The sequence below is a fragment of the Janthinobacterium pasteuri genome (assembly GCF_051380775.1).
Taxonomy (GTDB): domain Bacteria; phylum Pseudomonadota; class Gammaproteobacteria; order Burkholderiales; family Burkholderiaceae_D; genus Janthinobacterium.
The window spans coordinates 1-26,362 of sequence record NZ_JBNYXS010000018.1 but is presented as its reverse complement, the minus strand read 5'-3'; the positions used below and the strand labels follow the sequence as shown (position 1 = coordinate 26,362).

The 26,362-nt window shown below is 60.6% G+C and carries 17 protein-coding genes; 12 read left to right on the top strand and 5 right to left on the bottom strand.

What is annotated here, in order from left to right; genetic code table 11:
• The first annotated feature begins 18 nt into the window (after window positions 1–18).
• Window positions 19–1,371, top strand: coding sequence for a TAXI family TRAP transporter solute-binding subunit (locus ACQ4WN_RS17900; protein ID WP_436552768.1), 1,353 nt, complete (start codon window positions 19–21; stop codon window positions 1,369–1,371).
• 13 nt (window positions 1,372–1,384) lie between these two features.
• On the opposite strand, the gene ACQ4WN_RS17895 is transcribed toward ACQ4WN_RS17900, so the two are convergent.
• The 3 genes from ACQ4WN_RS17895 to ACQ4WN_RS17885 all read right to left on the bottom strand — a co-directional run bounded on the left by ACQ4WN_RS17895 (window position 1,385) and on the right by ACQ4WN_RS17885 (window position 2,634).
• Window positions 1,385–1,669: a Fis family transcriptional regulator gene (locus tag ACQ4WN_RS17895; RefSeq protein WP_436552767.1), complete on the bottom strand. Its 285-nt coding sequence runs from the start codon at window positions 1,667–1,669 to the stop codon at window positions 1,385–1,387.
• A complete protein-coding gene (locus ACQ4WN_RS17890; RefSeq protein WP_436552766.1) occupies window positions 1,666–1,908 on the bottom strand; it encodes a type II toxin-antitoxin system RelE/ParE family toxin in 243 nt (80 codons plus the stop codon). Before ACQ4WN_RS17890 ends, ACQ4WN_RS17895 begins: the two co-directional genes overlap by 4 nt.
• Before the next feature lie 264 nt (window positions 1,909–2,172).
• Window positions 2,173–2,634 carry a rhodanese-like domain-containing protein gene (locus ACQ4WN_RS17885; RefSeq protein ID WP_436552765.1) on the bottom strand — a complete coding sequence of 154 codons (462 nt, stop codon included), beginning with the start codon at window positions 2,632–2,634 and terminating at the stop codon, window positions 2,173–2,175.
• 384 nt (window positions 2,635–3,018) lie between these two features.
• Between ACQ4WN_RS17885 and glnA the strand changes: the two genes are divergently transcribed.
• The 7 genes from glnA (at window position 3,019) to ACQ4WN_RS17850 (ending at window position 13,464) form a co-directional block, all read left to right on the top strand.
• Entirely contained in the window at window positions 3,019–4,434 is a 1,416-nt protein-coding gene (gene glnA / locus ACQ4WN_RS17880) for a type I glutamate--ammonia ligase (RefSeq protein WP_070219258.1), read from the top strand.
• Window positions 4,435–4,591: 157 nt separating this feature from the next.
• Window positions 4,592–5,101, top strand: a complete 510-nt coding sequence (locus tag ACQ4WN_RS17875) for a DUF4124 domain-containing protein (RefSeq protein ID WP_436552764.1) — start codon at window positions 4,592–4,594, stop codon at window positions 5,099–5,101.
• A gap of 7 nt (window positions 5,102–5,108) precedes the next feature.
• The gene (glnL, locus tag ACQ4WN_RS17870; RefSeq protein WP_436552763.1) at window positions 5,109–6,197 is read left to right on the top strand and encodes a nitrogen regulation protein NR(II); all 1,089 of its coding nucleotides are present in this window, start codon (window positions 5,109–5,111) and stop codon (window positions 6,195–6,197) included.
• Window positions 6,198–6,245: 48 nt separating this feature from the next.
• Window positions 6,246–7,721, top strand: coding sequence for a nitrogen regulation protein NR(I) (gene ntrC / locus ACQ4WN_RS17865; RefSeq protein WP_436552762.1), 1,476 nt, complete (start codon window positions 6,246–6,248; stop codon window positions 7,719–7,721).
• Window positions 7,722–7,868: 147 nt separating this feature from the next.
• Window positions 7,869–8,834 (top strand): magnesium/cobalt transporter CorA, encoded by a 966-nt coding sequence (corA, locus tag ACQ4WN_RS17860; RefSeq protein WP_101484056.1) that lies wholly within the window; start codon window positions 7,869–7,871, stop codon window positions 8,832–8,834.
• Window positions 8,835–8,968: 134 nt separating this feature from the next.
• Entirely contained in the window at window positions 8,969–10,342 is a 1,374-nt protein-coding gene (locus tag ACQ4WN_RS17855) for an ATP-binding protein (RefSeq protein WP_436552761.1), read from the top strand.
• 428 nt (window positions 10,343–10,770) lie between these two features.
• Complete coding sequence (locus ACQ4WN_RS17850; RefSeq protein WP_436552760.1) at window positions 10,771–13,464, top strand: TonB-dependent receptor plug domain-containing protein; 2,694 nt, start codon at window positions 10,771–10,773, stop codon at window positions 13,462–13,464.
• A gap of 73 nt (window positions 13,465–13,537) precedes the next feature.
• On the opposite strand, the gene ACQ4WN_RS17845 is transcribed toward ACQ4WN_RS17850, so the two are convergent.
• On the bottom strand, window positions 13,538–15,169 hold the full coding sequence (locus ACQ4WN_RS17845; protein ID WP_436552759.1) for an NAD(P)/FAD-dependent oxidoreductase: 1,632 nt from the start codon (window positions 15,167–15,169) through the stop codon (window positions 13,538–13,540).
• An 841-nt stretch (window positions 15,170–16,010) separates the two neighbouring features.
• Here ACQ4WN_RS17845 and ACQ4WN_RS17840 point away from each other — a divergent pair.
• Window positions 16,011–18,737 (top strand): TonB-dependent receptor, encoded by a 2,727-nt coding sequence (locus ACQ4WN_RS17840; protein ID WP_436552758.1) that lies wholly within the window; start codon window positions 16,011–16,013, stop codon window positions 18,735–18,737.
• 114 nt (window positions 18,738–18,851) lie between these two features.
• On the opposite strand, the gene ACQ4WN_RS17835 is transcribed toward ACQ4WN_RS17840, so the two are convergent.
• Entirely contained in the window at window positions 18,852–19,580 is a 729-nt protein-coding gene (locus ACQ4WN_RS17835; RefSeq protein ID WP_436552757.1) for a 16S rRNA (uracil(1498)-N(3))-methyltransferase, read from the bottom strand.
• A gap of 533 nt (window positions 19,581–20,113) precedes the next feature.
• Here ACQ4WN_RS17835 and ACQ4WN_RS17830 point away from each other — a divergent pair.
• From ACQ4WN_RS17830 to gap, 3 genes are all read left to right on the top strand, one after another.
• The gene (locus tag ACQ4WN_RS17830) at window positions 20,114–22,852 is read left to right on the top strand and encodes a TonB-dependent receptor (RefSeq protein ID WP_436552756.1); all 2,739 of its coding nucleotides are present in this window, start codon (window positions 20,114–20,116) and stop codon (window positions 22,850–22,852) included.
• A gap of 241 nt (window positions 22,853–23,093) precedes the next feature.
• Window positions 23,094–25,091 (top strand): transketolase, encoded by a 1,998-nt coding sequence (gene tkt / locus ACQ4WN_RS17825; protein WP_436552755.1) that lies wholly within the window; start codon window positions 23,094–23,096, stop codon window positions 25,089–25,091.
• A gap of 76 nt (window positions 25,092–25,167) precedes the next feature.
• On the top strand, window positions 25,168–26,178 hold the full coding sequence (gene gap, locus ACQ4WN_RS17820; protein ID WP_096234037.1) for a type I glyceraldehyde-3-phosphate dehydrogenase: 1,011 nt from the start codon (window positions 25,168–25,170) through the stop codon (window positions 26,176–26,178).
• Window positions 26,179–26,362 lie beyond the last annotated feature (184 nt).

Below are 26,362 nucleotides of genomic sequence, written 5' to 3'. Positions count from 1 at the left end.
AAACCTATGCGCCACCACATGTCCAAAATCCTCGCGTTCAGCCGCTTTTCCGTGCGCGATTTCCTCGCCACCGCCGGTCCCACCTTGTTGCTGGTGGGTGCGTTTTGCGCGCTCGCTTACTGGCTGGTCGACCCGGCACCGCCGCGGCAGGTGAGCCTGTCGACGGGGCAGGACAATAGCGCGTATGAAGAATTCGGCAAGAAATATGCGTCCACCCTGGCCAAGCACGGCATCAAGGTGAGCTTGCAGCCGTCGCTGGGGTCGCAGGAAAACCTGCAGCGTTTAAATAGCGGCAAGACCGATATCGCCTTCGTGCAAAGCGGCTCGACGGAGCACGCCGATGCCGAGCGCCATGGCTTGATTTCGCTGGGAAGCCTGTTTACGGAACCCGTCTGGCTGTTCCTGCGCGAAGACAAGGCGGTGACGGAACTGACGCAATTGAAGGGCATGAAGATCAACCTGGGGCCGGAAGGCACGGGCGTGCCCAGCCTGTTCCGCCAGTTGCTGTCCGTGAATGGCGTGGAAGCTAAAGAGTTGACGGTGAGCGACTTGCAGAACACGCCCGCCACGGTGGAGCTGCTGGAAGGGCGCATCGATGGTCTCGTGTTCAGTTCGGCGCCGGAAGCGCCGCTGATCCAGATGCTGCTGCAAACGCCGGGCATCAAGCTGTTTGATTTTTCGCAAGCGGAGGCGTACACGCGGCGCCTGCCTTTCCTCACGCATGTCGTCTTGCCACGCGGTATCGTCGACCTGGGGCGTAACATTCCCGCGCAGGATTATCATTTGATCGCGCCGACCGCCACCTTGGTCGCGCGCGAAGACTTGCATCCGGCCCTGGTCGACCTGTTCGTGCAGGCGGCGGCCCGCATTCATGGGGGCACGGGCTGGTTCCAGCAACAGGGGCAGTTCCCGTCCGCGCGCTATACGGAAATTCCCGTGGCGCCCGAAGCGCTGAAGTTCTACAAGGATGGCGCGCCCGTGCTGCAGCGCTATATGAGTTTCTGGCTGGCCAATTTCTTTGACCGCATGTGGGTGCTGGTGGTGGCGCTCGGTGCTTTGATATTGCCCCTGTCGCGCGTGGTGCCACCCCTGTACGTGTGGCGCATCCGCTCGCGCGTGTACCGCTGGTATGGCCAGCTGCGCACGGTCGAGCAGGCGCTGGAAGATGTGCCGCAAGAGCAGCGCGCGCAAGTGTATGCGGCGCAATTGAAGCGGCTGGACCAGATCGAGGAAATGGTCAACCAGATATCGATTCCCCTGTCGTTTGCCGATGGCTTGTATGGCTTGCGCAGCCACATCAATTTCGTGCGCAAGCGCATCCTGAGCCTGATGGGCGAGCATCCTGCGCTGGAAGCGGGCGAGCCGGCCTGAGCGCTTAACTCGTTTAGACGAGGGTGATCGACAGCTTGCGCCCGACCAGCGCGGCGGCGCGCTCCAGGGTGGAGAGGGTCACATCGCTGCTGGGGTCAAGCAGGCGGTCGAGCTGCGAGCGGCTCGTCTGCAGCAGCGCCGCCATGCGCGTCTTCGACAGTGATTGTTCCTGCATCGCCTGCGTCAGTTGCCAGGCGATCACTTCCTTGATGGCGCGGTTTTGCGTTTGCTCGAAGATGCCTTCTTCCTTGAGGAAGTCGTCGAGACTGCTGCCGAGATGTGGAGCGGTGGCGTTCATGTCAGTTCCTTGTGGCGTTTGCGGGCCAGCGCCAGGTCGTCGTCGGGCGTGGCGCGGGTTTTCTTGATAAAGCCGTGCAAGGCCACCAGGTAATCGCCGTGATGGCAGATCAGCACGCGGGCGATGCGGTTGCCAGGCAAGCTGCTGCGTACTTCCGACAAGCCTTGCCCGAGATGGCGGCACAGGGGCATGCCCACGGGCCAGCGCCATTGCGCATGCATCAAGTCTTGCCCGATCACATGGCGCTACTCGATGGGCAGCGACTTGAGCCAGTCGCGCACGGGTTCGCCGCCATTGCCGTTCGCATAGAACAGCACGGTAATCTGCCGCAAGCCGCAAGCATCCATGACGCACCTCTAAGTTGTACTATATAAGGTACATATTTGCAAGGAGAATTTGCGCCGCAGTTGAAAAATCGGGCGCGCATGGATGGTTGTAGCCGATGGCGGGCCACAGGGTGGCCCGCCAGATCAAACACGGTTCAGATAGTCAGGCGGCCAGCGTCAGGCGCCCAGCCACGGCAAGCCCGCCTTGCACCAGCCGCCGATCTGCTTGCGGTGGCCGTCCGCATCCTTGTCGCCTTCGAAGCCTTCGAGGATGTCGAAGCAGTTGATATAGCCGTGCTCGGTGGCCAGCTTGGCGGCATGGCGCGAACGCACGCCGGAGCGGCACAGGAACAGCAGCACCTCGTCCTTGCCGGCCTGGGCAGCCAATTGCGCGAGGAAGTCGGGATTCGGCACGCCGCCCGGATACGTGGCCCACTGCACCGCGCCATGCTGGGTATCGGCGATGTCGACCCGGCCGACCCAGTCGCGCTCGGCATTCGTGCGCACATCGATGAGCTTGACGGCAGCATCGTGCTGCAGCAGCTCATGCGCTTCGTGCGGCGTGACGGCGCCGGCATATGGCGTACCTTCATTGGCCCGGCTGCGGGCGGTGGTCAGGATGTCGGCGGCGGTAGTCATGGCGTCCTCGATGAAAGTGAAAAGGTGTGGTCGATTATAGTGCGCCGTCCGCGCCCCGCAAACGGGAAGTCGCGCTGCACGGCACATGCACCACAAGAAGGCATTTTTCAGGACTTCGCGCAAAATGCACGATAATGGTGCATTATTTGTTTTTTGCACTTGCATAGTGCATTCTTGATGTGGCGCAAAAGCGCGTGAAAATCGCAGGTATGAAAACTTTCACTGGGATGGCCGGGTTTTGACCTTGGTGGCCACATCCGTCCAGAAGCTGGCATGGAATCTGCTAAGATCCTTATGAGTTTTGGTGGCACGCAATGTTTGCTTCGCTTCATCAGCCCAGACGCATTAAGGTCGGCTCACCCCACATTCATTTAGGAGATACGCATGGCAATGACAGCCGCAGAAGTCTTGAAGATGGTAGAAGAAAACGAAGTCAAATTCGTTGATTTCCGCTTTGCCGATACCCGTGGTAAAGAGCAGCACGTGACGGTTCCCGTGTCGCACTTCGACATGGACAAATTCGAGTCGGGCCACGCCTTTGACGGTTCTTCGATCGCTGGCTGGAAAGGCATTGAAGCGTCCGACATGATTTTGCTGCCGGATCCAAACACGGCCAATATCGATCCGTTCATGGAAGAAACGACGCTGTTCATGCAGTGCGACGTGATCGAACCGTCGGACGGCAAGGGCTATGACCGCGACCCGCGCTCGATCGCGAAACGCGCCGAAGCCTACCTGAAGTCGTCGGGCATGGGCGACACCGCCTACTTCGGCCCTGAGCCAGAATTCTTCATCTTCGACAGCGTGCGCTGGAAGATCGACATGTCGGGCTGCTTCGTCAAGATCGGTTCGGACGAAGGTTCGTGGTCGACCGGCAAGGACATCGAGGGCGGCAACAGCGGCCACCGTCCTACCGTCAAGGGCGGCTACTTCCCGGTGCCACCAGTGGACAGTTTCCAGGACATGCGTTCGGAAATGTGCCTGATTCTGGAATCGCTGGGCATCCCGGTTGAAGTACATCATCACGAAGTCGCCGGCGCCGGCCAGAATGAAATCGGCACCAAGTTCTCGACGCTGGTCGAGCGCGCCGACTGGACGCAAAACCTGAAATACGTGGTGTGGAACGTGGCGCACAGCTATGGCAAGACCGCCACCTTCATGCCGAAACCTATCGTTGGCGACAACGGTTCGGGCATGCACGTGCATCAATCCGTATGGAAAGATGGCAAAAATCTGTTCGCTGGCGACGGCTATGCCGGCCTGTCCGATTTCGCCCTGTACTACATCGGCGGCATCATCAAGCATGCCAAGGCACTGAACGCCATCACCAACCCGGGCACCAACTCGTACAAGCGTCTGGTTCCAGGCTATGAAGCCCCAGTGAAACTGGCGTACTCGGCGAAAAACCGTTCCGCCTCGATCCGTATCCCGCACGTGGCCAATCCAAAAGGCCGCCGCGTGGAAGCGCGCTTCCCGGATCCACTGGCGAACCCGTACCTGTGCTTCGCCGCACTGCTGATGGCTGGTCTGGACGGCGTTGCCAACAAGATCCATCCGGGCGAAGCCGCCTCGAAAGATCTGTACCATCTGCCGCCAGAAGAAGACGCACTGATCCCTACCGTGTGCGCTTCGCTGGAAGAAGCACTGGAAGCCCTGGACAAGGACCGCGAGTTCCTGACCCGTGGCGGCGTGTTCAGCGATTCGATGATCGATGCTTACCTGGAACTGAAAATGCAGGACGTACAGCGCATGCGCATGACCACGCATCCTGCCGAGTTCGACATGTACTACTCGCTGTAATGGCGCCATGCCGGCAACTTGCCGGTAGTGAATAAAAAACGCGGGTGAGGCGATCGGTCTTGCCCGCGTTTTTTTATGCAGTAGGCCAAGGCGGCGCGAGTGCGGTGTTGTATAGTCGGCCCAGGAACGATGCGGCACGAGCCGACAGGAGTGAAGATTGACCAAGCATTACAGAATGGCGCTGATGGCAGGATTGCTGGGCGCGGCGGCACAGGCGCACGGGCAGCTGTATGTGTGCGCCGATGCGCAAGGACACAAGACATACACGGACAAGCGCGCCGGCGCGCATTGCCAGCTGCTCGATTTGCCCGGCGCCATGACGGCGCCGCCACGCAAGACGGCGCCGCTGGCCGGCGCGCCTGCCCGGCCCGCCACGCAGGCGGTGGCCACGGCGGCGCCTGCCGCCGGCGCGTTTCCCAAGGTCGATGGCGCCGAGCAACGGGCGCGCGACCTGGACCGGCGCCAGATCCTGCAGGACGAATTGCGCAGCGAAGAGCAGAAACTGGCGGCACAGCGCCTGGAGTTTAACGCCGGACAACCTGAACGCCAGGGCAACGAGCGTAACTATGCCAAGTATCAGGAAAGAGCGGCGCAGTTGAAAGAGAATATCAACCGGACCCAGCAGAACGTCGAAGCCCTGAAACGCGAGATCGCCAATATCCGATGACGAGACCATGACAATAGACAACCATTCCAGTCGTCCCGCCCACCTGGCCGGCCTTGATTTGCTGGCCTCGGCCGTGATCCTGCTCGATGGCGACGGCCGCATCAGCTATGCCAATGCGGCGGCGGAAAACCTGCTGGAAAGCTCGCTGAAAGCCCTGTCGCGGCAAAAGCTGACGGCGCTGTTCTTGAATCCCGAGGAGCTGGCCGGCATCTGCGCGCAGGCGCTCGAACATCAGTTTTCCGACTTGCGCCAGGACCTGAGCCTGGAGCGCCTGGGGCGCGAACCGCTGCGCGTGCACAGCATCGTCAGCGCGCTCGATGCGCCGCGCGATAGCGTGCTGATCGAACTGCGCGAAAACGTGCAGCAGTTAAAACTCGACCGTGAGGAGCGCATCCTCGACCAGAGCCAGGTCAACAAGGAGCTGATCCGCAACCTGGCGCATGAAATCAAGAACCCGCTGGGCGGCATCCGCGGCGCGGCCCAGTTGCTGGAGCTGGAATTGCCAGCCCTGCACCTGAGCGAGCTGCGTGAATACACGCAAGTCATCATCAAGGAAGCGGACCGCCTGCAGACGCTGGTCGACCGTCTGCTGGCGCCGCACCGCCGCCCGCATATCGTGGGTGACGTGAATATCCATGAAGTATGCGAGCGCGTGCGCAGCCTGATCCTGGCCGAGTTTCCCAGCGGCCTGACCATTTCGCGCGATTACGATGCTTCGATCCCCGAGTTTCGTGGCGACAAGGAACAATTGATACAAACCGTGCTCAACATCGCGCATAACGCGGCGCAAGCCCTGGCCGAGCGCATCGAGGCGGGCGATGCGGAGCTGATTTTCAAGACGCGCGTGGCGCGCCAGGTGACCCTGGCCAAGGTCCGTTACGGCCTGGCATTAGACTTGCATATCATTGACAATGGACCGGGCATCGCACCCCAGATCCGCGACCGGATTTTCTACCCGCTGGTGTCGGGCAGGGAAGGCGGCAGCGGGCTGGGACTGACCTTGGCGCAAACCTTCGTGCAACAGCACCTGGGCGTGATCGAGTGCGAAAGCCGGCCTGGATACACCGATTTCAGGATCGTTCTACCCTTGCCATAAGCGAGGAAGTATCCCACCCATGAAATCCATTGCGGGACGCACACACTAATGAAGCCAATCTGGATAGTTGACGACGACGAATCAATCCGCTGGGTGCTGGAAAAAGCCCTGGCGCGGGAAAATCTCGCCACCAAGAGTTTTGCCAATGCGCGCGACGCCATCGCCGCACTGGAATTTGACACGCCGCAAGTGCTCGTGTCCGATATCCGCATGCCGGGCGCGTCCGGCCTGGAATTGTTGCAGACGGTCAAGTCGCGCTTTCCTGGCTTGCCGGTGATTATTATTACCGCCTTTTCCGACCTTGATTCGGCCGTCGCATCTTTCCAGGGCGGCGCCTTCGAATACCTGGCCAAGCCTTTCGACATCGACAAGGCTGTCGAGCTGATCCGCCGTGCGCTGGAAGAAAGCTTGCGCGAGACCAGCGTCGAATCGGGCCCCTCGGAAACGCCGGAAATCCTTGGCCAGGCGCCAGCCATGCAGGAAGTCTTCCGCGCCATCGGCCGCCTGTCGCAATCGAATGTGACGGTGCTCATCACGGGCGAATCCGGTTCCGGCAAGGAACTCGTGGCGCGCGCGCTGCACAAGCACAGTCCGCGCGCGGCGCAGCCCTTCATTGCCCTGAACACGGCGGCGATCCCCAAGGATTTGCTGGAATCGGAATTGTTCGGTCATGAACGCGGGGCGTTTACGGGCGCGCAGACAACGCGCCGGGGCCGCTTCGAGCAGGCCGAGAACGGGACCCTGTTTCTCGATGAAATCGGCGACATGCCGTTCGACCTGCAGACGCGCTTGCTGCGCGTGTTGTCCGACGGCCATTTCTATCGCGTCGGCGGGCATCAGCCCATGAAGGCGAATGTGCGCGTCATTACGGCCACGCACCAGAACCTCGAGCAGCGCGTGCGCGACGGCTTGTTCCGAGAAGACTTGTATCACCGCCTGAACGTAATCCGGCTGCGCCTGCCCAGTTTGAGGGAGCGGCGCGAGGATATCCCCATCCTGGTGCGCCACTTCCTGGTGCAAAGCGCGCGCCAGCTGGGGGTGGAAGCGAAGCGCATGAGCGAACCGACGATGCAGTTTCTCAGCAGCCTCGATTTGCCCGGCAATGTGCGCCAGCTGGAAAACCTGTGCAACTGGATCACCGTGATGGCGCCAGGCCAGACGGTGGAAATCAAGGACTTGCCGCTGGAATTGACGCAAGGGCAGGGCGATGGGGCTGCCGCGCCAGCGTCTGCTGACGTGGCGCCAGCGAATGGCGGCCAGGTCTTCGAAGCGGCCGCGCCCGCCAACGGCGCGCCGCCGGGCTGGATCGGCTTGCTGGAATTGCAGGCGGCCGGCATGCTGGGTGCGGGACAGCAGGAAGTCATGGCCGTGCTGGGGCGGCAATTCGAGTCGGCCCTGATCAAGACGGCGCTCAAGCATACGCACGGGCGCAAGAACGACGCCGCCGTGCGCCTGGGCATCGGCCGCAACACCATCACTCGCAAGATATCCGAACTGGGCATCGACGGCGCCAAGGACGATTGATCTATCTTCCGGACGGGGCCCCGCTCCGTCCGCTTTCCCTCCCGGCGTCCCTTGCACGCCACAACACCCACAACAATGGCAGGCGATAAGGTAAGCTGGCGCCTGCCGGACTGTTTTGTCCGGTCTTAACTTTCATTGTGGAACTGTATGCTGATTAACTGCGTGGCCTACCAGGATGGCAAAAAACTGGCCGACTTGCCGATTGACGATATCAGCGATTACGTCGAGCGCCCTGACTGTTTCGTCTGGGTGGCCCTGCTTGATGCCACGCCGGCTGAGCTGAAACAGATGCAGCACGAGTTTTGCTTGCACGAACTGGCCGTCGAGGATGCGCAGCGGGGCCACCAGCGTCCGAAGATCGAGGAATATGGCGATTCCTTGTTTGCCGTGGTAAAAACCGTGGAAATGGTCGAAAACGAACTGGTCATGGGCGAAGTCGACATTTTTGTCGGCGCCAATTATGTGCTCTCGTCGCGCAGCAACAGCTCGCAAGGTTTTCTCGGTGTGCGCGCGCGCGCCGAGCGCGAACCGCACTTGCTGCGCCAGGGCTCGGCCTTCGTGCTGTACGCGCTGATGGATGCCGTCGTCGACCGCTACTTCCCCGTGCTCGACGCGCTGGAATCGGAGCTGGAATTGATCGAGGACCGTATCTTCGACCGTGGCACCGAACGCGACAATATCGAACGGCTGTATCAATTGAAACGCAAGGTCATGGTCTTGCGCCACGTGGTGGCACCCCTGATGGAAGCGGTGGGCAAGCTGCACGGCGGGCGCGTGCCGCCGCTGTGCCACGATACCCAGGAGTATTTCCGCGACGTGCACGATCATCTGGCGCGCATCAATGGCACGCTCGATACCATCCGCGACACCATCAGCACGGCCATCCAGGTGAATTTGTCGATGGTGGCCATCGATGAGAGCGAAGTGAACAAGCAGTTGGCAGCCTGGGCGGCTATTTTCGCCGTGTTCACGGCGTTCGCCGGCGTGTGGGGCATGAACTTCAAGTTCATGCCGGAGCTGGACTGGCAATACGGCTATCCCGTGGCCGTGGGACTGATGAGCTGTGTCTGCGGTTATATGTATTACCTGTTCAAGCGCTCCGGCTGGCTATAAAAAAATCCTGTACATCTGTATTATTAAACAATAGCCAGGGGTACAATCGCGGCAGGTCCGCTCGGGCGGGCCATGGCTGAGGGTTGCCACGCCGGCAGGTTGGCTGGCGCTTCCAGTGCTGCGCAGGAGCATTCATGAGTATTCCGTTGTTTGATGTGAATTCGCAAGAGCCCCTGTTCGATCCCGAGCAGCGGCGCACCCTGGCGGAAGCGGCCCTGCGCTCGATTACGGCCTCGACGGCGCACGCCCGAGGCGACGACTTCCTGCGCATCCTCGTCAAGGACCTGGCCGAAGCGCTCGACGTGCACTACGTGATCGCCGGGCGGCTGGTGCACATGGACGATGGCAGTGAAGGCATCCGCACGCTGGCCCTGTGGGGCGGCGATGGCTACCAGCCGAATATTGAATACAGCCTGCAGCACACGCCTTGCCAGGACGTGACCTGCCAGAGCATGTGTTTTCATGGCAGCGATATCCAGCGTCGCTTTCCATTCGATAGCCTGCTGGTCGACATGCATGCGGAAAGCTATGTCGGCATGCCGCTGATCGATACCGAAGGCAAGACCCTGGGCATCCTGTCGGCCATCGACACGCGTCCCATCGATGAAAACAAGCGCTTGCTGGCCTTGCTGTTGCTGTCGATCTTCTCGGCCCGCGGCGCGGCCGAGCTGCAGCACCAGGAGCGCACCCAGCAGCTGGAAGAAATCGTGCGCGTGCGCACCGAATCGCTGCTGGCGGCGCAGGCCAACCTGATCGAGCAGGAACAGATGGCGGCCCTCGGTTCGCTGGTGGCCGGTGTGTCGCATGAAGTCAACACGCCCATCGGCGTGGCGCTGACGGCCGCGTCGAGCATGGGCAGTTATGCCGATCAGCTGGTGCAGTTGCTGGGCGGCGCCAAAGTCAGCCGCACCGAACTGATCGACATTGCCGAATCCCTGAAGGGCGCGGCGGCCCTGATCGAGCGCAACCTGGCGCGCGCCGCCGACCTGATCGGCAATTTCAAGCAACTGGCCGTGGACCAGGTCAGCGAATACGTGGCCGACCTGGCGCTGCACGACTATGTGCACGGCCTGGTGTCGGCGCACAGCCCGGAGCTGCGCAAGGCGGCGCTAGGCGTGGAACTCGATATCGCGCCCGATTGCCAGGTGCGCCTGGCGGCTGGAAAACTGTCGCAAATCCTCTCTAACCTGTTGATGAACAGCGCCCGTCACGGCTATCCGCAGGGCGGGCCAGGACGCATCACGATACGCGCGCGCATCGAGGCGGACGAGGATGAGGCGGCCTTGCGCTGGCTGCTGCTGGAGTTTTCCGACGATGGCGTGGGCCTGGCGCCGGCCGTGCGCGAACATATGTTTGAACCATTTTTCACCACCAAGCGGGGCCAGGGCGGCTCCGGCCTGGGCATGCACATCGTCTACACCATCGTGCAGCAACTGGGCGGCCAGGTCAGCGCCGTCGATCGCACGCCCGGCTGCCATATACAGATCAGGCTGCCGCTAGGCCACTGATCTGACCTGCTGTTGTGCCATCGTTGGTGGAATGCGCATCCAGATTTTCATTTTCACAATGTTGCATGTATGCCATACGCGTCGTGAGTTTTGTTGACATAAAGAATACCCCCGTGATTATATGTAGTTGTCTAGCTAACTTTTAGTTGGCTGGCATCGGCTGTTATGCCGACATCGTGCTACGCCTTCCTTGACGCCGGGGGGGGCGAGGCTGGCGTTGTGTCAAACGCGCGCCTCACGAGGAGTGCCTTTAGGGGAGTGCTTGCAGCCCCGACAGCAGCTTTTTTGCCTACATAATGAAAAAATGAAAAGGGTTTGTCATGCTTAAAGAAACCGTCATCTCCCGTGCCGTTCGCGTTGTTTGCGCTGGTGGCATGGCTGCGGCCTTGTCCGTTGCCTCTCACTCCGCGATGGCTCAAGATGCGCAGATGCAGCGCGTGGAAGTCACCGGCTCGTCGATTAAACGTATCGCCGCCGAGGGTGCCTTGCCGGTTACGGTCCTGACCGCCGAAGCCATCCGCACCTCAGGCGCCACCTCGGTCACCGATTTGGTCAAGAAGCTCTCTTCTGCCCAGGGCGCCACCAGCGAAAGTTCCTCGGTTGGCGGTAGTACCTTCGGCTTCGCCGGCATTTCCGTGCACAACGTGGGTGAGACACGCACGCTCGTCTTGTTGAACGGCAAGCGCCTGGCCCAGTTCGGCGGCCAGACTTTGACTGGCTTTGCTGCCGGTTTCGACTTGAATTCGATCCCCATCTCGGCAATCGAACGTGTGGAATTGCTGACCGATGGTGCATCCGCCCTGTACGGCGCCGACGCCATTGCCGGCGTGGTCAACTTCATTACCAAGCACGATACGACAATGGGCGACGTGAGCATCGGCTACTCCGCACCAAAAAACGGTGCGCGTGAGAAACGTATCAGCGCGACCAAGGGCTTTGGTAACCTGGAGGAAGATGGCTATAACGTTGTGCTGACCTTTGGCCACGACGAGCGTGATAAGCTCGCTTCGGTCGACCGCAAGTTTGCCAGCACGGGCAAGGTGCAATTTTCGGCCAACGGCAAACGCTATCAGAAGCAGCAATTTTCGGCCAGCCCGATTCCGGCCAACGCCACCGATGACAATGGCCAACTGGTCAGCCCTTACCAGAAGACTAACGGCTCTTGCCCCACCAAGACCTTCCGCGTGATCGAGCCCTATAACGATGGCAGCGGCCTGGTCGATGATTACTGCGGCTATGACTTCACCAAGGATCTGGAAATCTATCCGGAGCGAAAACGCGACAACTTCATGGCGTCGGGCACGTTCAAGGTTGCCGGCCACGAGGTGTTTGCGGATGTGCTGTTGTCGCGCACCAAACAAACCTCGCGTATCGCTCCCGTGCCCGGCGCGATTTCCGTCGATGCGGGTACGCCGTTGCATAACAAGTATCTGCTGCCAATCGGCATCACTGGCGATAGCACGGCTTTTTACAGGCTGTTCGACATGGGCCAGCGTACCTCGAAAGATACGGCCGACTTTGCCAGTGTGGTGGTGGGCACGCGCGGTATCGCCGCCGGCTGGGACTACAGCGCATCCTACAATTTCTCGGAAAGCAACGTAAAAGGCAGTATTACCGGCTATCCTGGCGCGATTGCCGTCAAGAATCTCGCGGCGAGCGGTTTGCTCGATCCCTTCGTAGGCCCGGGCAAGCAGTCCGCTGCGGCACAGGAAGCGATCAAGGCGGCTACCTTTTCCGGCTACTGGGATGGCGGCACTTCGCGCCTGCAAACGATTAACCTGAATGGCTCGACCGAAATACGGCGGCTGCCCGGCGGTGCCATGATGCTCGGCGTGGGCGCGAACATCAACCGCGAAGAATTCTCTGCCAAGCCAAGTCCGTTTGCGCAGGGCATCCTGGCCGACCCCGTGAAAGGCACCTTGTGCGGCGGCACGACGGGCCTGAAATGCGACCAGCGTTTCGGCGACGCGTCCAGCAGCCAGCCGTACAGCGCCAGCCGCACCTCGAAGGGCGTGTTCAGCGAAATCATCGCGCCGGTGCTGAAGGAACTGGAACTGGGCGCGGCCTTGCGCTTCGATGATTTCTCGGACTTCGGCGGCGCCACCACTGCCAAGGCCAGCTTCAAGTGGACGCCGGCGCCCACCTTGCTGATTCGCGGTTCCGTCGGCAATGGTTTCCATGCGCCAACGGTGCCACAGGTCAACGCCCTGGAGCGCGGCTATGGCGTCACCAGCGACAAGTACACGTGTACGCCGGCCCTGCAGGCGATAGCCACGCGCCTCAATGCAAAATGTCAGCCTGGCAATCGTCAGTACGATCAGCTGGCTAGCGGCAACCGCAACTTGCAGCCTGAGAAATCGAAACAGGCGACCATAGGTTTCCGCTATGAACCGATCAGCGCCATTACCTTGGGCGCCGATCTGTGGCATGTGCAGATTCGCGATTCTTTCGGTCAGTTGACTGAGCAGTTGGTGTTCGCCAACCCTGCCAACTTCCCGAAAGCCTGGAGCGTCAACAAGGACGTGGGCACGGGCACGACCTACCTGGCCTTCCTGGCAGATAACCAGAACCTGGGTAAATCGTTTGCCACCGGCGTCGATATTGATGTCAGTGCTCGTTATCGCTCCGGCATCGGCTTGTTCACTTCGCAGTTGAATGCGACGCAGATGTTGCGCGAAGATGTGCAGCTGGAACGCAACGGCCAGTATTACTCAGCGCTGGGCAACTTTGACGAACTTGGTTCCGTCACCTTCCGCACGCGTGGTCAGTGGACGAATACCCTGAAAACCGGTAATTGGGCCAATTCTCTGACGGTCAACTTCCTGTCCGGCTACAAGGACAAGGAAACGTCGGTCGATGTGCTTGACGCTTCGGGCGCCGTGACGGGCCAGGAAAAGATCCGCATGCAGGCGGGCTTCTATTCGACTCTCGACTGGCAGACGGTGTGGACACCGAGCAAAAGCTGGGTCCTTACCGCCGGCGTGCTGAACCTGACCGATAAGAGTCCTCCGTTCGTGCCATCGACGGGGGGGGCAAACCGTGGCCAGCAATATGGCTATGACGACCGCTACTACGATCCGCGCGGCCGTACCGGTTACCTGAATGCTTCGTACAAGTTTTAAAAAGCGTATGCAGAAAAAACCGGCACATGTGCCGGTTTTTTTTCGTCCCGCGGCAAGGCGTGGACAGAGTGGCTTAGCCGCGCGCCGCCATCGATAGCGCCACCGCTTCGGCCACCTTGATGCCGTCCACGGCTGCCGACAGGATACCGCCCGCATAGCCGGCGCCTTCGCCGGCCGGGAACAATCCCCGCGTGTTCAAACTTTGCAGGTCGTCGTCGCGGCGCTTGATGCGGATCGGCGACGAGGTGCGCGTTTCCACGCCCGTCAGCACGGCGTCGGCCTTGTAATAGCCCTTGATCTGCTTGTTGAACGCCGGAAATGCTTCACGCAGGGCCGTGATCGCGTACTCGGGCAGCGATGGCGCCAGGTCCGTCAGGTGCACGGCGGGCTTGTACGAGGGCACCACGCTGCCAAATTCCGTCGAGGCGCGACCGGCCACGAAGTCGCCCACCAATTGGCCCGGGGCATCGTAGTTGCCGCCGCCCAGGGCGAACGCGCGCTCTTCCAGTTCGCGCTGCAGGGCGATGCCGGCCAGCGGGTCGCCCGGATAGTCGGCTGGCGTGATGCCGACCACGATGGCACTGTTGGCGTTGCGCTCGTTACGCGAGTACTGGCTCATGCCGTTCGTCACCAGGCGGCCCGGTTCGGAGGCGGCCGCCACCACCGTGCCGCCCGGGCACATGCAGAAGCTGTAGACGGAACGGCCATTGCTGGCATGGTGCACCAGCTTGTAGTCGGCCGCACCCAGAATCGGGTGGCCGGCGCTGGGGCCGAAGCGGCAGCTGTCGATCAAGGATTGCGGGTGTTCCACGCGGAAACCGATCGAGAATGGCTTGGCTTCGATGTACACGCCGCGGCGGTGCAGCATCTCGAAGGTGTCGCGTGCGCTGTGGCCGATGGCCAGCACGACGTGGTTGCTGGCGATGGTTTCGCCATTCTCCAGCACCACGCCGCGCACCTGGCCACCGTCGGCGCCCGGCACGATGTCGAGATCGACCACTTTGCTGCTGAAACGGTATTCGCCGCCCAGCTGTTCGATATTCGCGCGCATTTCTTCCACCATCTTGACCAGGCGGAAAGTGCCGATGTGCGGTTTGCTCACATACATGATTTCCTCGGGCGCGCCGGCCTTGACGAATTCCGTCAAGACCTTGCGGCCGTAGTGCTTGGGATCCTTGATCTGGCTGTACAGCTTGCCATCCGAGAAAGTGCCGGCGCCGCCTTCGCCGAACTGCACGTTCGATTCCGGGTTCAGTTCGCGCTTGCGCCAGAAACCGAAGGTGTCGACCGTGCGTTCGCGCACTTGCTTGCCCCGTTCCAGGATGAGGGGGCGCAAGCCCATCTGCGCCAGGATCAGCGCCACGAACAGGCCGCATGGCCCCGTGCCGATGACGATGGGGCGCGGTTCATTCGTGTGGCCGGCCAGCTGTTCGCCACCGGCGACGAATTTATAGTCGGTGTCGGGCGCGGGCATCAAGTGGATATCGTGGCCCAGGCGCGCCAGCACGGCCGCTTCATTCTTGACGTCCACATGCAGCGAGTAAATCAACACCACGGCGCTGCGCTTGCGCGCGTCGTAGCTGCGCTTGAAGACGGTATAGCCGAGCAGCTCATCCGCGGCAATGCCGAGGCGCGCCAGGATGGCGGCGGGCAGGGCTGCATCGTCGTGTTCGAGGGGGAGTTTTACTTCGTTGAGTCGCAGCATGATGTGTATCCGAAAAGTGCAGGGCTCCGTATCTAGCGGAGAGCGGGCAGCCGGCGCATGGCGCGGCGGAAGGCGGCATTTTACTCCTTCCAGCGGGCAATGTATTGCCTGTGGCGCCCCCGCCGGGAAGCGGATAGGCGTGGGAAACCTCGTGCTGACGCTGGCTGCAGAGCCCATCGGCTGCGTATCGCCATGTGGATGCGACTAAAAAACAACATTTCATCAGGGCCGAAGTCGGCGCCGTCAGGGCGCCGCATACGGACCTCGCCAAATTTCCATATGCTGCATTTGCACAATCGTAATTGGACAGGGGAATACAGTCTATTTCGCGAATAGTAAGGTAGCTAAAAAAGCGTGATTTGGTACAAGTTTGTAACAGTGTTTTAATTAATAAGCACAATATTTTTGCTGCATTGCAAGATAAATATTAATGCACCAAAAAAGGGCAACTGCGCACTATCTTGGATGGTTTTCGCACTATTTCCGAATAAGTTATGGCGCAAAACATATTTATAAAAATTATCCTGTTGTTTTAAAGTTATTGCCGTCGCCTAATAAATTGACATCGTTCCATGCCATATGGTTCCATGTAACGGCTGCATCACATTTGTAACGTGTGGACACATTTATCAGGAAAACCTTTACCCAGGGGTTTCCTTAAAAAAATTCAGGCACATGCCCAGAAGGAGTTTTTTACATGAAGTTACGTATCAAGCCTATGCCAGTTGCCATCTTGCAAGTGATTGCAAGCGGTGCATTCTCCGTCGCCGCCATTGCCCCGGCAATGGCTCAACAAGCAGTCGCCAGTGAGTCTGTGCAACGGGTCATTGTGACTGGTTCGATGATCAGCCGCACCGATACCGAAACCGCCACGCCAGTACAAGTGGTAACTGCGCAGGACATCCAGCGCAGCGGTAAAACATCGATCGCTGAACTGCTGAGCGACCTGGCCTCTAACGGCGCCGGTACCCTGGGCACCGGTTTCAGCGGCGCCTTCGCGAATGGCGCTTCTGGTATTTCGCTGCGCGGCCTGACCGTGGGCGCGACCCTGGTGTTGCTCGACGGCCATCGCGTGGCACCATACGCCTTGGGCGATGACTCGCAACGCTCCTTCGTCGATGTCTCGAACATTCCACTCGACGCTATCGAGAGCATCGAGATCCTGAAGGCCGGCGCTTCGTCGCTGTACGGTTCGGATGCCGTGGCCGGCGTGGTCAACATCAAATTGAAAAAAAGCTTCCAGGGCACCCGTTTCGCTGCTGAAGGCGGTAAGACACAGCATGGCGGTGGCGCAACCCAGCGCGCGTCCCTGAGCACCGGTTTCGGTGATCTTGATACCGATGGCTACAACATCTTCGCTACCGCCGAGTGGCGCCACCAGGGCGCCATCAAGGTGGCTGACCGCGCCAACAACGATTGGGCCAACCGCGACTGGCGTGGCCGTGGCGGTAACGACCTGACGCTGGGTGTGCCAACCGCGCTGAACAGCTTCCTGACGCAGGCTAGCTCGCCTTTCCTGTATAACCCGAGCGGTGCAGGCGGTGCCAGCAATGCAGCCAACTTCGCGTTCCTCGATTCGAACTGCAATTTCGCCAAGTACCGCGCAGGTCAGTGCGCGGTGACCGACAATTCGTCCTTCATCCAGCCACAAGTCGATAACATCAACGTTCTCGTTGGCGTCACCAAGAAACTGGGCGGCGATTGGGAACTGGGCCTCAAAGGCTCTTACTTCAAGCGTGATAGCAGTAACAACCGTGGCGTGCCGCCGGTCTTCTCGACCGCCAGCTTCACCGGCAACAACGCCCTGAGCCCGGATGGCACCTTGCGTCCTGCCGTTGGTGCCATTAGCGCTACCACGTTCGCTCCTGGCGCTGCCGTCGGCGCAGGCCTTACCAATACCTTGCCTGGCACTGCCCGCCTGTACGGCTACATCCCGGGCGCGGCGCCTGCCCAGACTTCGGACAATACGGCCACAGCTACCCGTTTCGCGGTGGACCTGAGCGGCACTGCTTACGGCTGGGATGTTCGCGCCGCTGGCGGCGTGACCGAGTCCAAGGTCGCCATCGACTATAGCGGTTACGTCGACCGCAATGCTTTGTACAATGCGCTGAAGGCTGGCACGTTTAACGTTCTTGGTGGTAACACTCCACAGCAGCTCGCTGCCGTGTCGCCTACCTTCTCGAATACGAACGATTCGAAGCTGAACTACCTGGACGCGACGGCCAGCCGCGAAATGATGCAACTGGGCGCCGGTCCCCTGGTACTGGCAGCTGGTTTGCACTATCACAAGCGTGAGTGGAATGCACCGCCATCCCCGCTGACCGCCAACGGCCAGGTCGCCAGCACCTCGGCTTTCGTGTTCGGTTCGGAAACCAACACCGCTGTCTTCGCCGAGCTGCAAGCAACGCCGATCAAGAACGTGGAACTGGGCGTGGCCGGTCGTTATGATCACTTCGACACCTACGGCAATTCGTTCACCCCGTCCGCCAACATAAAGTGGACGCCGACGAAGCAGTTCGCCATGCGCGGTAACTTCGCACGCGGCTTCCGCGCGCCAAACCCGGCCGAGTCGGGCAGTGCCGGTTCGTTCTTCCAGTACCACGCGATCAATGACCCGGTCCTGTGCCCAACAAGCGACAAAACCGCAGTCGGCAGCGTGCCAGTCTTCTGTGCCTTCACGCCGGCATTCGTCCAGCAAACTTCCAAGAATCTGTCGCCGGAAAAATCCAAGTCGTTTGACCTGGGTATCGTCCTGGCACCGGTCCCTGGTCTGGGCGCAACGCTGGATTACTACAAGATCACGCTGAACAACCAGATCGTCAGCGCTGCAACCAGCGATCCTAGCTACGTGCCAGCTTTCGTTCGCGGCGCTCCTGTTCAGATGGATACCGTGCAAGCCGATGGCACGACCAAGTCGGTACTGTCGCCGGTGGGTCCGATCCTGTATGGTACGTCTGGCTACATCAATGCGGGTGAAACCACCACCAGCGGTATCGAAGCGGCCATCAACTACCGTTTCCGTCTGCCGGGTGAGCTGGGCACGCTGCGCGCCGACCTGAGCGCAGCGCATACCTTCGATTACACCCAGACCGTGAATGGCATCAGCTACCAGCTGGCCGGCACCCAGGGCCCATCGGGCGTGGGCGGTGCAACGGGTAATCCGAAAGATCGCGCTCAGTTCTCGCTGAACTGGAGCCGTGGTCCGCTGGACATTACCACGAGCATGAACTACACCAGTTCATTCTCGACGCTGGATCCATCCGTTGACTCCAACGACTGCGCCAAGACCGGTGTCTCGACTGGCGGCCGCAATTACTTTGCCGGTTTTGTCCAGCCTAGCCAATACTGCCACGTACCTTCGTTCACCGTGACGAACCTGAACGTGCAGTACAAGCTGTCGCCGAACCTGATCTTGAAAGGTACGATCCTGAACGTCTTCGACAAGGCTCCGCCTATCGACGTCGGTACCTACGGCAATGCGGGCGTGCAAACTTCGTACAACGCATCGATGCATCAAGCGGGCGCTGTTGGCCGCTTCTTCAGCCTCGGACTGGCATACACCTTCTAATATGGCAAGGTGAACAAGGCGGCAGCAATGCCGCTGCCTTCTTCCGAAGGGCGGGATGACTGAGAAGTCATCCCGCCCTTTTTTTCATGCGCATGTTTTTGTCATGCCTAAATATTAGATACCGCCCCAAATGGCGGCCAGGATAGACAGCGCTGCCAGGCCGGCTGTCTCGGTACGCAACACGCGCGGCCCCATGGACAGGGGCAGGGCACCAGCGGCGATGGCGGCCTCTTCCTCGGCGTCCGTATAACCGCCTTCCGGACCGACCAGCAGGCAGGTGGCGCGCGGCGGCGTGGCCTTGGCCCATTGTGCCAGCGACTGCCCTGCACGCGGGCTGAGCAAAACGCGCTGCATGTCTTCGGCGGGTGCCGTGACCCAGCGATTAAAATCTTGCACAGATGTAACGCTGGCCAGACGGTTGCGTCCGCATTGTTCCGAGGCGGAAACGATGATGCCTTGCCAATGCGCGAGCTTTTTCTCGGCCCGCTCGCTGGACAGGCGCACCACGCAGCGCTGCGCCGCCAGCGGCACGATGCCGGCCGCGCCCAGTTCGATGGCTTTTTCGATGATCCAGTCCATTTTCGACGCTTCCGGCAGCGCCTGCGCCAGGGTCACGGCATACGGCAGTTCCGCTTCGCGCGCCACGTGCGCCTGTACTTCAGCCGTCACGCTGCGTTTGGCCACTGTTACCAGGCTGGCCTGCACTTCGCCGCCTTCGCCATTGAACAGGGTGATGATGTCGCCCGGCACCAGGCGCACCACCTGGATGTGGTGAGCGACGGCGTCGGGCAGAGCGATAGTGGCGCCTATGGCGAGTGGCTGGGGACAGAAAAAACGCGGCATGCAACATCCTGGCGGAGAGAAATAATGGGAGGTGCCGTGCCGCGCGCTGGTGGGGCGCACGCGGCTGCGACTTGAGGGTGCAATTTTAGTGCCGTCACGCGCGGCCGGGTGAAATTCTTGCCGCTGGGCTTGCGTGCGGCGCATCCGGGGCGGGAAATCGCCTGGAGATAACAACTTGAACAAAAATGAAATGTTGTTTTTTGATCTCATAAACCATTGCATTATTGACGGTGATGCTTTTGGCGTGGTTTTATGACTATACAAGTTGTGTTGAACGACATCAATTGTTTCCGGCAATGTCGTCCGTGATGTGATTCGGTATGTTATTGGGAGACGCCGCACGTTTTAACGCCTGGGCCTATGACCCTGGGCGCGTTGCGGCCAGCTTAAATTAGTTGGAAAAGCATGACACGGTAGCTGTAGCGGGAGGGGCCTTGCAATTTTTCGCAAGGCCATGAGAGATTTAAGTGATTATAAAAATACAAACTAATCACTTATCAAGTGATATCAGGGATCATGAAAAGGAATAAGTTATGATGTTTCGCGAAAAAAAGAGTGTGCAGGTGGTGAGATTGGCGTTGGCTGCGTTCGCCGGCGTCGCAACGATGAGCGTGCACGCCCAGGAAGCGATTGATGCGCCGGTGCCTAAGGTGCAGCGCGTCGAAATCACCGGTTCGAGTATCAAACGCATCCAAGCCGAAGGTATTTCCCCGATCACCGTGATGACGCGCGAATCGATCGCCCGTTCGGGCGCGACGTCGGTGCTGGACCTGATGCGCAACCTGACTTCGGCTGGCGGTAACGGCGGTGAGTTGGCGACGTCGGGTTCCTTCCGCAACGGCGCCACCAGCGTCTCGCTGCGCGGTCTGCCGACCCTCATCCTGTTGAACGGCTATCGCCTGCCGGCGTCCGGTTCGGACGAGTACAGCGGCCAGACCTCGGTCGATCTGAACGCCATTCCACTGTCGGCCATCGAGCGCATCGACGTGCTCAAGGATGGCGCCTCGGCCATTTACGGCACCGATGCCGTCGGCGGCGTCATCAACTTCATCCTGCGCAAGGATTACCAGGGCTTGACCCTCGACGCCAGCACCGGTTCGACCACCTATGGCGACGGGCAAAACCATAAGGTGTCCGTGTCCGGAGGTTTCGGCGACCGCGACGCACAGAAATTCAACGTGACCTATTCGGCCTCGTACGAAAAAACCAAGGCCATCCACGGCGTCGACCGTGATTGGGCGAACAGCACCGATTTCACCGGCCACAAGGGTGGCCTGTATCAGGGAGGTATATACGGTGCCAAGGGCCGCGATCCCGGCACCATGTCGCTGGGCGGTTCGCAGCGCATGCCCGATCCGGAGTGCGACGCAGCCCACCGCAAGCCCTATCCGGATGCGCCGGAATGGGTGCCTGCGCCGAACCGCAACGCCTGCCTGTATTCCAGCGCCGAGTCGATAGACCTGGTGCGCCCGTCCACACGCTACGGCGGTGCAGTCACGGCGAACTGGGATTTGACGCCGGATGTGTCGCTGTTCGCCAATCTGTTCTACAACCACTTCGACACGCGTATCCAAGGCTCGCCAGCCTGGATCCAAAACGCCGACCGCTCGGGCGTGCTGCGTGTGGCGGCGGACAACCCCTTCAACACCTACGGCGTGCCGGTCACCATCCGCCGCCTCTTCCCTGCCGCCGAGGGCGGTACGGGCACCAATGTTGACACCACCTGGCTGGTCGGCGGCGCTACCGGCCGCGCAGCCAACTGGGACTGGACCGTGTCGTTGGGCCACAGCCAGGAGAAGGGCGAAACGCGCGTGTACGGTTCCTTCATGCACGATAAATTGCAGAGTTACCTGGCGCAGGGCAAGTTCAACCCCTTCGGCGGCAACCACAATTCGGAGCAGGTCATCAACGAACTGACTGCCGACCAGTACACCAAGACCAAGTCCACTACGGACTTTGCTAAGGTAACCGCTTCCAGCGAATTTGGCCAACTGCCCGGCGGCAAGATCGGTGTTGCTGTCGGTGCAGAGTATAAGCGCGAGAAGCTCAGCTACGATCCGTCGCAGGCTTGGCGCGATGGCGCGATCGGCATCTACTCGACCCTGCGCGGCATCGACGGCTCCGAGTCGCTCGGCGCCGTGTTCGGCGAGTTGGCCCTGCCACTGCTGAAAAACCTGGAAGCGCAGGCGGCCGTCCGCTATGACCGCTACCAGTTGGCCGGCGGTACCACCAACCCGAAGCTCGGCCTGCGCTGGACCGCCTTGCCGACCTTGATGTTCCGCACCAGCTACAGCACCGGTTTCCGCGCGCCGACGCTGTCGCAGCGCTTTAACGAAGGCCGCGGCGGTTTCGTCGCGACCAAGGATCCGAAGCGTTGCATCGTGGGTGATACGTATTTTGATACCGCTTGCAGCGGTTCGGCGCTGTCTCTGCTGTCCGGCACGAAGGATTTGAAGCCCGAAAAATCGAAGCAGTTCAACCTGGGCGTGGTCGCCGAACCGATCAAGAACCTGACGCTGGGTTTAACCTACTGGAATATCAAGTGGAACGATCGGGTCGAGAATCTTGACAACGAAACCGTGTTGGCGGGCGAGGATGGTCAGTACAAGGACGCCGTCACGCGCTACGCCGTGACGGCGGAAGACCAGGAGAAGTACAACGCGCTGACCGCCGCCCAGCGCGCGACGCTGGGTCCGTTGGTAGGTCGCCTGAAGCAGCTGCAGGTTGGCCTGATCAACCGCAGCAAGGTTGTCACCGACGGTCTGGATGTCGAAGCGTCGTACACGATGCGCACGGCCGAGATGGGGCGCTTCAAGGTGTTCGGCGAGGCGTCCTACACACTGTCCTACAACCGCGTGCTGCTGCCTGACGATCCGGCGATCAATTGCCCCAACAACACGGCCTGCGAGGCCGGTGAGTACGGCTATCCTAAGCTGCTGGCCAAGCTGGGCGTCAACTGGGACCGCGGTGCTTGGGCGGCGACGACGAGCGCCAACTTCACCTCGCATTACCACGTGGACCGGACACCGTCGGAGACGATCAACCTTTACTACGACACGTATGCGAGCGGCCTGATGATCCCGAGCGCGACCCTGGTCGATGCTTCGTTGTCCTACAGCGGCTTCAAAAACCTGGTGCTGCGCGGTGGCGTGAACAACGTGTTCGATCGTGCACCGGCGTTCGATCCATCGTCGAACATCGGCTACGACACCGCCTACGGCAATCCGCGTGGCCGCTACATCTATATGTCGGCATCGTACTCCTTCAAATAACTTGAGGGCAGGCTGACGGGCGGGGCGGGCCGATTGACGGCGCGCTCCGCAGCGGCGGACGCCGCAAAAAACCGGGCCTGGCCCGGTTTTTTTTCGCCCCTACCGGGCGCAGGGGGCACAACCTGCAGCGGCGGCGTCGCGCGGTTTGATTTTTCCCCTTGTTGGTCTGGTAAAATACGCAGTTCTGACTGCGCCCAGCTGCGCTCCAAACGAATTTAAACTCCGCGATCGACCACACACGATGAACTCTACGCTCCCGACTACCAAAATGGCCAATGCGATCCGCGCACTGGCAATGGACGCTGTACAAAAGGCCAACTCCGGCCATCCAGGCATGCCGATGGGCATGGCCGAGATCGCAGTTGCCCTGTGGAGTGGTCACTATCGCCACAATCCCGCGAATCCAAAATGGCAAAACCGCGACCGTTTCCTGTTGTCGAACGGCCACGGTTCGATGCTGCACTACGCGCTGCTGCACCTGACGGGCTACGAGCTGTCGATGGATGACATCAAGGCCTTCCGCCAGATGCATTCGAAAACCCCGGGCCACCCGGAAGTCGATGTCACGCCAGGCGTGGAAACGACCACCGGCCCGCTGGGCCAGGGCATCGCCAACGCCGTCGGCATGGCCCTGTCGGAGCAATTGCTGGCCGCTGAATTCAACAAGCCTGGCCACGACATCGTCAATCACTACACCTACGCCTTCGTCGGCGACGGTTGCCTGATGGAAGGTATTTCGCACGAAGTGTGCGCGCTGGCCGGCACCCTGGGCTTGAACAAGCTGATCGCCCTGTACGATGACAACGGCATTTCCATCGACGGTAAAGTCGAAGGCTGGTTCACGGACGACACCCCGGCCCGCTTCGAAGCGTACGGCTGGAACGTCATCCGCGCTGTCGACGGTCATGACGTTGCCGCCGTGGCTGCCGCCATCGCCGCCGCCAAGACCGCATCGAAGCCAACCTTGATCTGCTGCAAGACCATCATCGGCAAGGGTTCGCCGAACCTGCAAGGCGGCGACAAGGTCCACGGCGCCGCGCTGGGCGACAAGGAAATCGCTGCCGTGCGCGAATACATCGGCTGGGATGCCGCCCCGTTCGAGATGCCGGCCGACGTGTACGCCGCCTGGGATGCGAAGAAACAAGGCGCCCTGCTGGAAGCGGACTGGAACGAGCGCTTTGCCGCCTACGGCCGCGAATTCCCGCAGCAAGCCGCTGAACTGACCCGCCGCATGCAGGGCGAGTTGCCGCAGGCATTCGAAGCGGCCCTGAGCGCCGCCATCGCTTCCTGCGTGGAAAAGAAAGAAAACATCGCCACCCGCAAGGCCAGCCAGAACGCCATCCAGGCACTGGCCTCGTCCCTGCCGGAATTCCTCGGCGGCTCTGCCGACCTGACCGGTTCGAACCTGACCAACTGGAAAGAGTGCGTGGCCGTGCGTTCGGGCCAGCCTGGCAACCATATCAACTACGGCGTGCGCGAATTCGGCATGAGTGCCATCATGAACGGCATCACCCTGCACGGCGGCTACATCCCGTTCGGCGCCACGTTCCTGACGTTCTCCGACTACAGCCGCAATGCGCTGCGCATGGCTGCCCTGATGAAGCTGCGTTCGATCTTCGTGTTCACCCACGATTCGATCGGCCTGGGCGAAGATGGCCCGACGCACCAATCGGTCGAGCACGTCTCGTCGATGCGTCTGATCCCGAACCTGGACAACTGGCGTCCATGCGACACCGTCGAGTCGGCCGCTGCCTGGGGCGCCGCCGTGCGCCGCAAGGATGGCCCGTCGACCCTGATCTTCTCGCGCCAGAACCTGCCATATCAGGAACGCAGCGCCGAACAGATCGAGAACATCTACCGCGGCGGCTATGTGCTGAACGACGTGGCCGACGCCAAGGCGATCCTGATCGCCACCGGTTCCGAAGTGGAACTGGCCGTGGCCGCCGCCAGCGCGCTGGCCTCGGAAGGCATCAATGTGCGCGTGGTGTCGATGCCATCGACCGACGTGTATGACCGCCAGGACGCCGCCTACAAGGCCAGCGTGCTGACGAAAGGCGTGCCGCGCGTGGCCATCGAAGCGGGCGTGACCAGCTTCTGGTACAAATACGTGGGCCTGGAAGGCGCCGTGGTCGGTATCGACACGTTCGGCGAATCGGCCCCGGCCGGCGTGCTGTTCAAGCATTTCGGCTTCACGGTCGAGAATGTTGTCGCCAAGGTGAAAGCCGTTATCGCTGGCTAATATTGATTTTTAACGGTCCTGGCGATGTGCTCGCCGGGGGCGTGCATGTACCTTCTTTTTTAATCAGGAGCAGAGTATGACGATCAAAGTTGCAATCAATGGCTACGGCCGCATCGGCCGTAATGTCTTGCGCGCTTTCTACGAAGGCGGCAAGAAACAGGATATCCAGATCGTTGCCATCAACGACCTGGGCGATGCCAAATCGAATGCCCACCTGACCCGCTACGACACCGCGCACGGCAAGTTCCCTGGCACGGTTACCGTCGAAGGCGACAACATGATCGTCAATGGCGATCCGATCCGCGTGTTTGCACAGCGCAACCCGGCTGAAATCCCATGGGGCGAGCTGGGCGTGGACGTCGTCCTGGAATGCACGGGCTTCTTCACCACCAAAGAGAAAGCTTCGGCTCACCTGAAGGGCGGCGCGAAAAAAGTCATCATCTCGGCACCAGGCGGCAAGGACGTCGATGCAACCGTCGTGTTCGGCGTGAATCACTCGGTATTGAAATCGACCGATACCGTCATCTCGAACGCCTCGTGCACCACCAACTGCCTGGCACCGCTGGTCAAGCCACTCAACGATGCCATCGGCATCGAAACGGGCCTGATGACCACCGTGCACGCCTACACCAACGACCAGGTGCTGTCCGACGTGATGCATGAAGACCTGCGCCGCGCCCGTTCGGCCACCATGAGCATGATCCCGACCAAGACGGGCGCTGCTGCCGCCGTTGGCCTGGTGCTGCCTGAGCTGAATGGCAAGCTGGACGGCTTTGCCATCCGCGTGCCGACCATCAACGTGTCGCTGGTCGACCTGACCTTCATCGCCAAGCGCGATACCACCGTGGAAGAAGTCAACGCGCTGATGAAAGCCGCGTCGGAAGGCGCGCTGGAAGGCATCCTGACGTACCAGACCGAACCGCTGGTCTCGATCGACTTCAACCATAACCCGGCTTCGTCGAACTTCGATTCGACCCTGACCAAGGTATCGGGCCGTTTGGTGAAAGTATCGTCGTGGTACGACAATGAGTGGGGTTTCTCGAACCGCATGCTCGACACCACCGTTGCGCTGATGTCGGCCAAGTAATTCATCAAAACGCTGCAGTAAACGCACCCTGAGGGGTGCCGGGCCGCCCTGTCTGACAGGGCGGTTTTTTTTGGCTCTGTCCCCGATAAGTAGGGGAATTCCGAGAATTTTCCTGGGGCCCTGCTGTCTGACGGTACATAGCAGACAAACGGGAGTCTTCCATGCAGCCAGCCCAGTGGAAAAC

Bases quoted from the DNA above. Each gene is read 5' to 3' on its own strand.
- ACQ4WN_RS17900 (WP_436552768.1), top strand. From the start codon at position 19: ATGTCCAAAATCCTCGCGTTCAGCCGCTTTTCCGTGCGCGATTTCCTC.
- ACQ4WN_RS17895 (WP_436552767.1), bottom strand. From the start codon at position 1,669: ATGAACGCCACCGCTCCACATCTCGGCAGCAGTCTCGACGACTTCCTC.
- ACQ4WN_RS17885 (WP_436552765.1), bottom strand. From the start codon at position 2,634: ATGACTACCGCCGCCGACATCCTGACCACCGCCCGCAGCCGGGCCAAT.
- glnA (WP_070219258.1), top strand. From the start codon at position 3,019: ATGGCAATGACAGCCGCAGAAGTCTTGAAGATGGTAGAAGAAAACGAA.
- glnL (WP_436552763.1), top strand. From the start codon at position 5,109: ATGACAATAGACAACCATTCCAGTCGTCCCGCCCACCTGGCCGGCCTT.
- ntrC (WP_436552762.1), top strand. From the start codon at position 6,246: ATGAAGCCAATCTGGATAGTTGACGACGACGAATCAATCCGCTGGGTG.
- corA (WP_101484056.1), top strand. From the start codon at position 7,869: ATGCTGATTAACTGCGTGGCCTACCAGGATGGCAAAAAACTGGCCGAC.
- ACQ4WN_RS17855 (WP_436552761.1), top strand. From the start codon at position 8,969: ATGAGTATTCCGTTGTTTGATGTGAATTCGCAAGAGCCCCTGTTCGAT.
- ACQ4WN_RS17850 (WP_436552760.1), top strand. From the start codon at position 10,771: ATGCAGCGCGTGGAAGTCACCGGCTCGTCGATTAAACGTATCGCCGCC.
- ACQ4WN_RS17845 (WP_436552759.1), bottom strand. From the start codon at position 15,169: ATGCTGCGACTCAACGAAGTAAAACTCCCCCTCGAACACGACGATGCA.
- ACQ4WN_RS17840 (WP_436552758.1), top strand. From the start codon at position 16,011: ATGATCAGCCGCACCGATACCGAAACCGCCACGCCAGTACAAGTGGTA.
- ACQ4WN_RS17835 (WP_436552757.1), bottom strand. From the start codon at position 19,580: ATGCCGCGTTTTTTCTGTCCCCAGCCACTCGCCATAGGCGCCACTATC.
- ACQ4WN_RS17830 (WP_436552756.1), top strand. From the start codon at position 20,114: ATGATGTTTCGCGAAAAAAAGAGTGTGCAGGTGGTGAGATTGGCGTTG.
- tkt (WP_436552755.1), top strand. From the start codon at position 23,094: ATGAACTCTACGCTCCCGACTACCAAAATGGCCAATGCGATCCGCGCA.
- gap (WP_096234037.1), top strand. From the start codon at position 25,168: ATGACGATCAAAGTTGCAATCAATGGCTACGGCCGCATCGGCCGTAAT.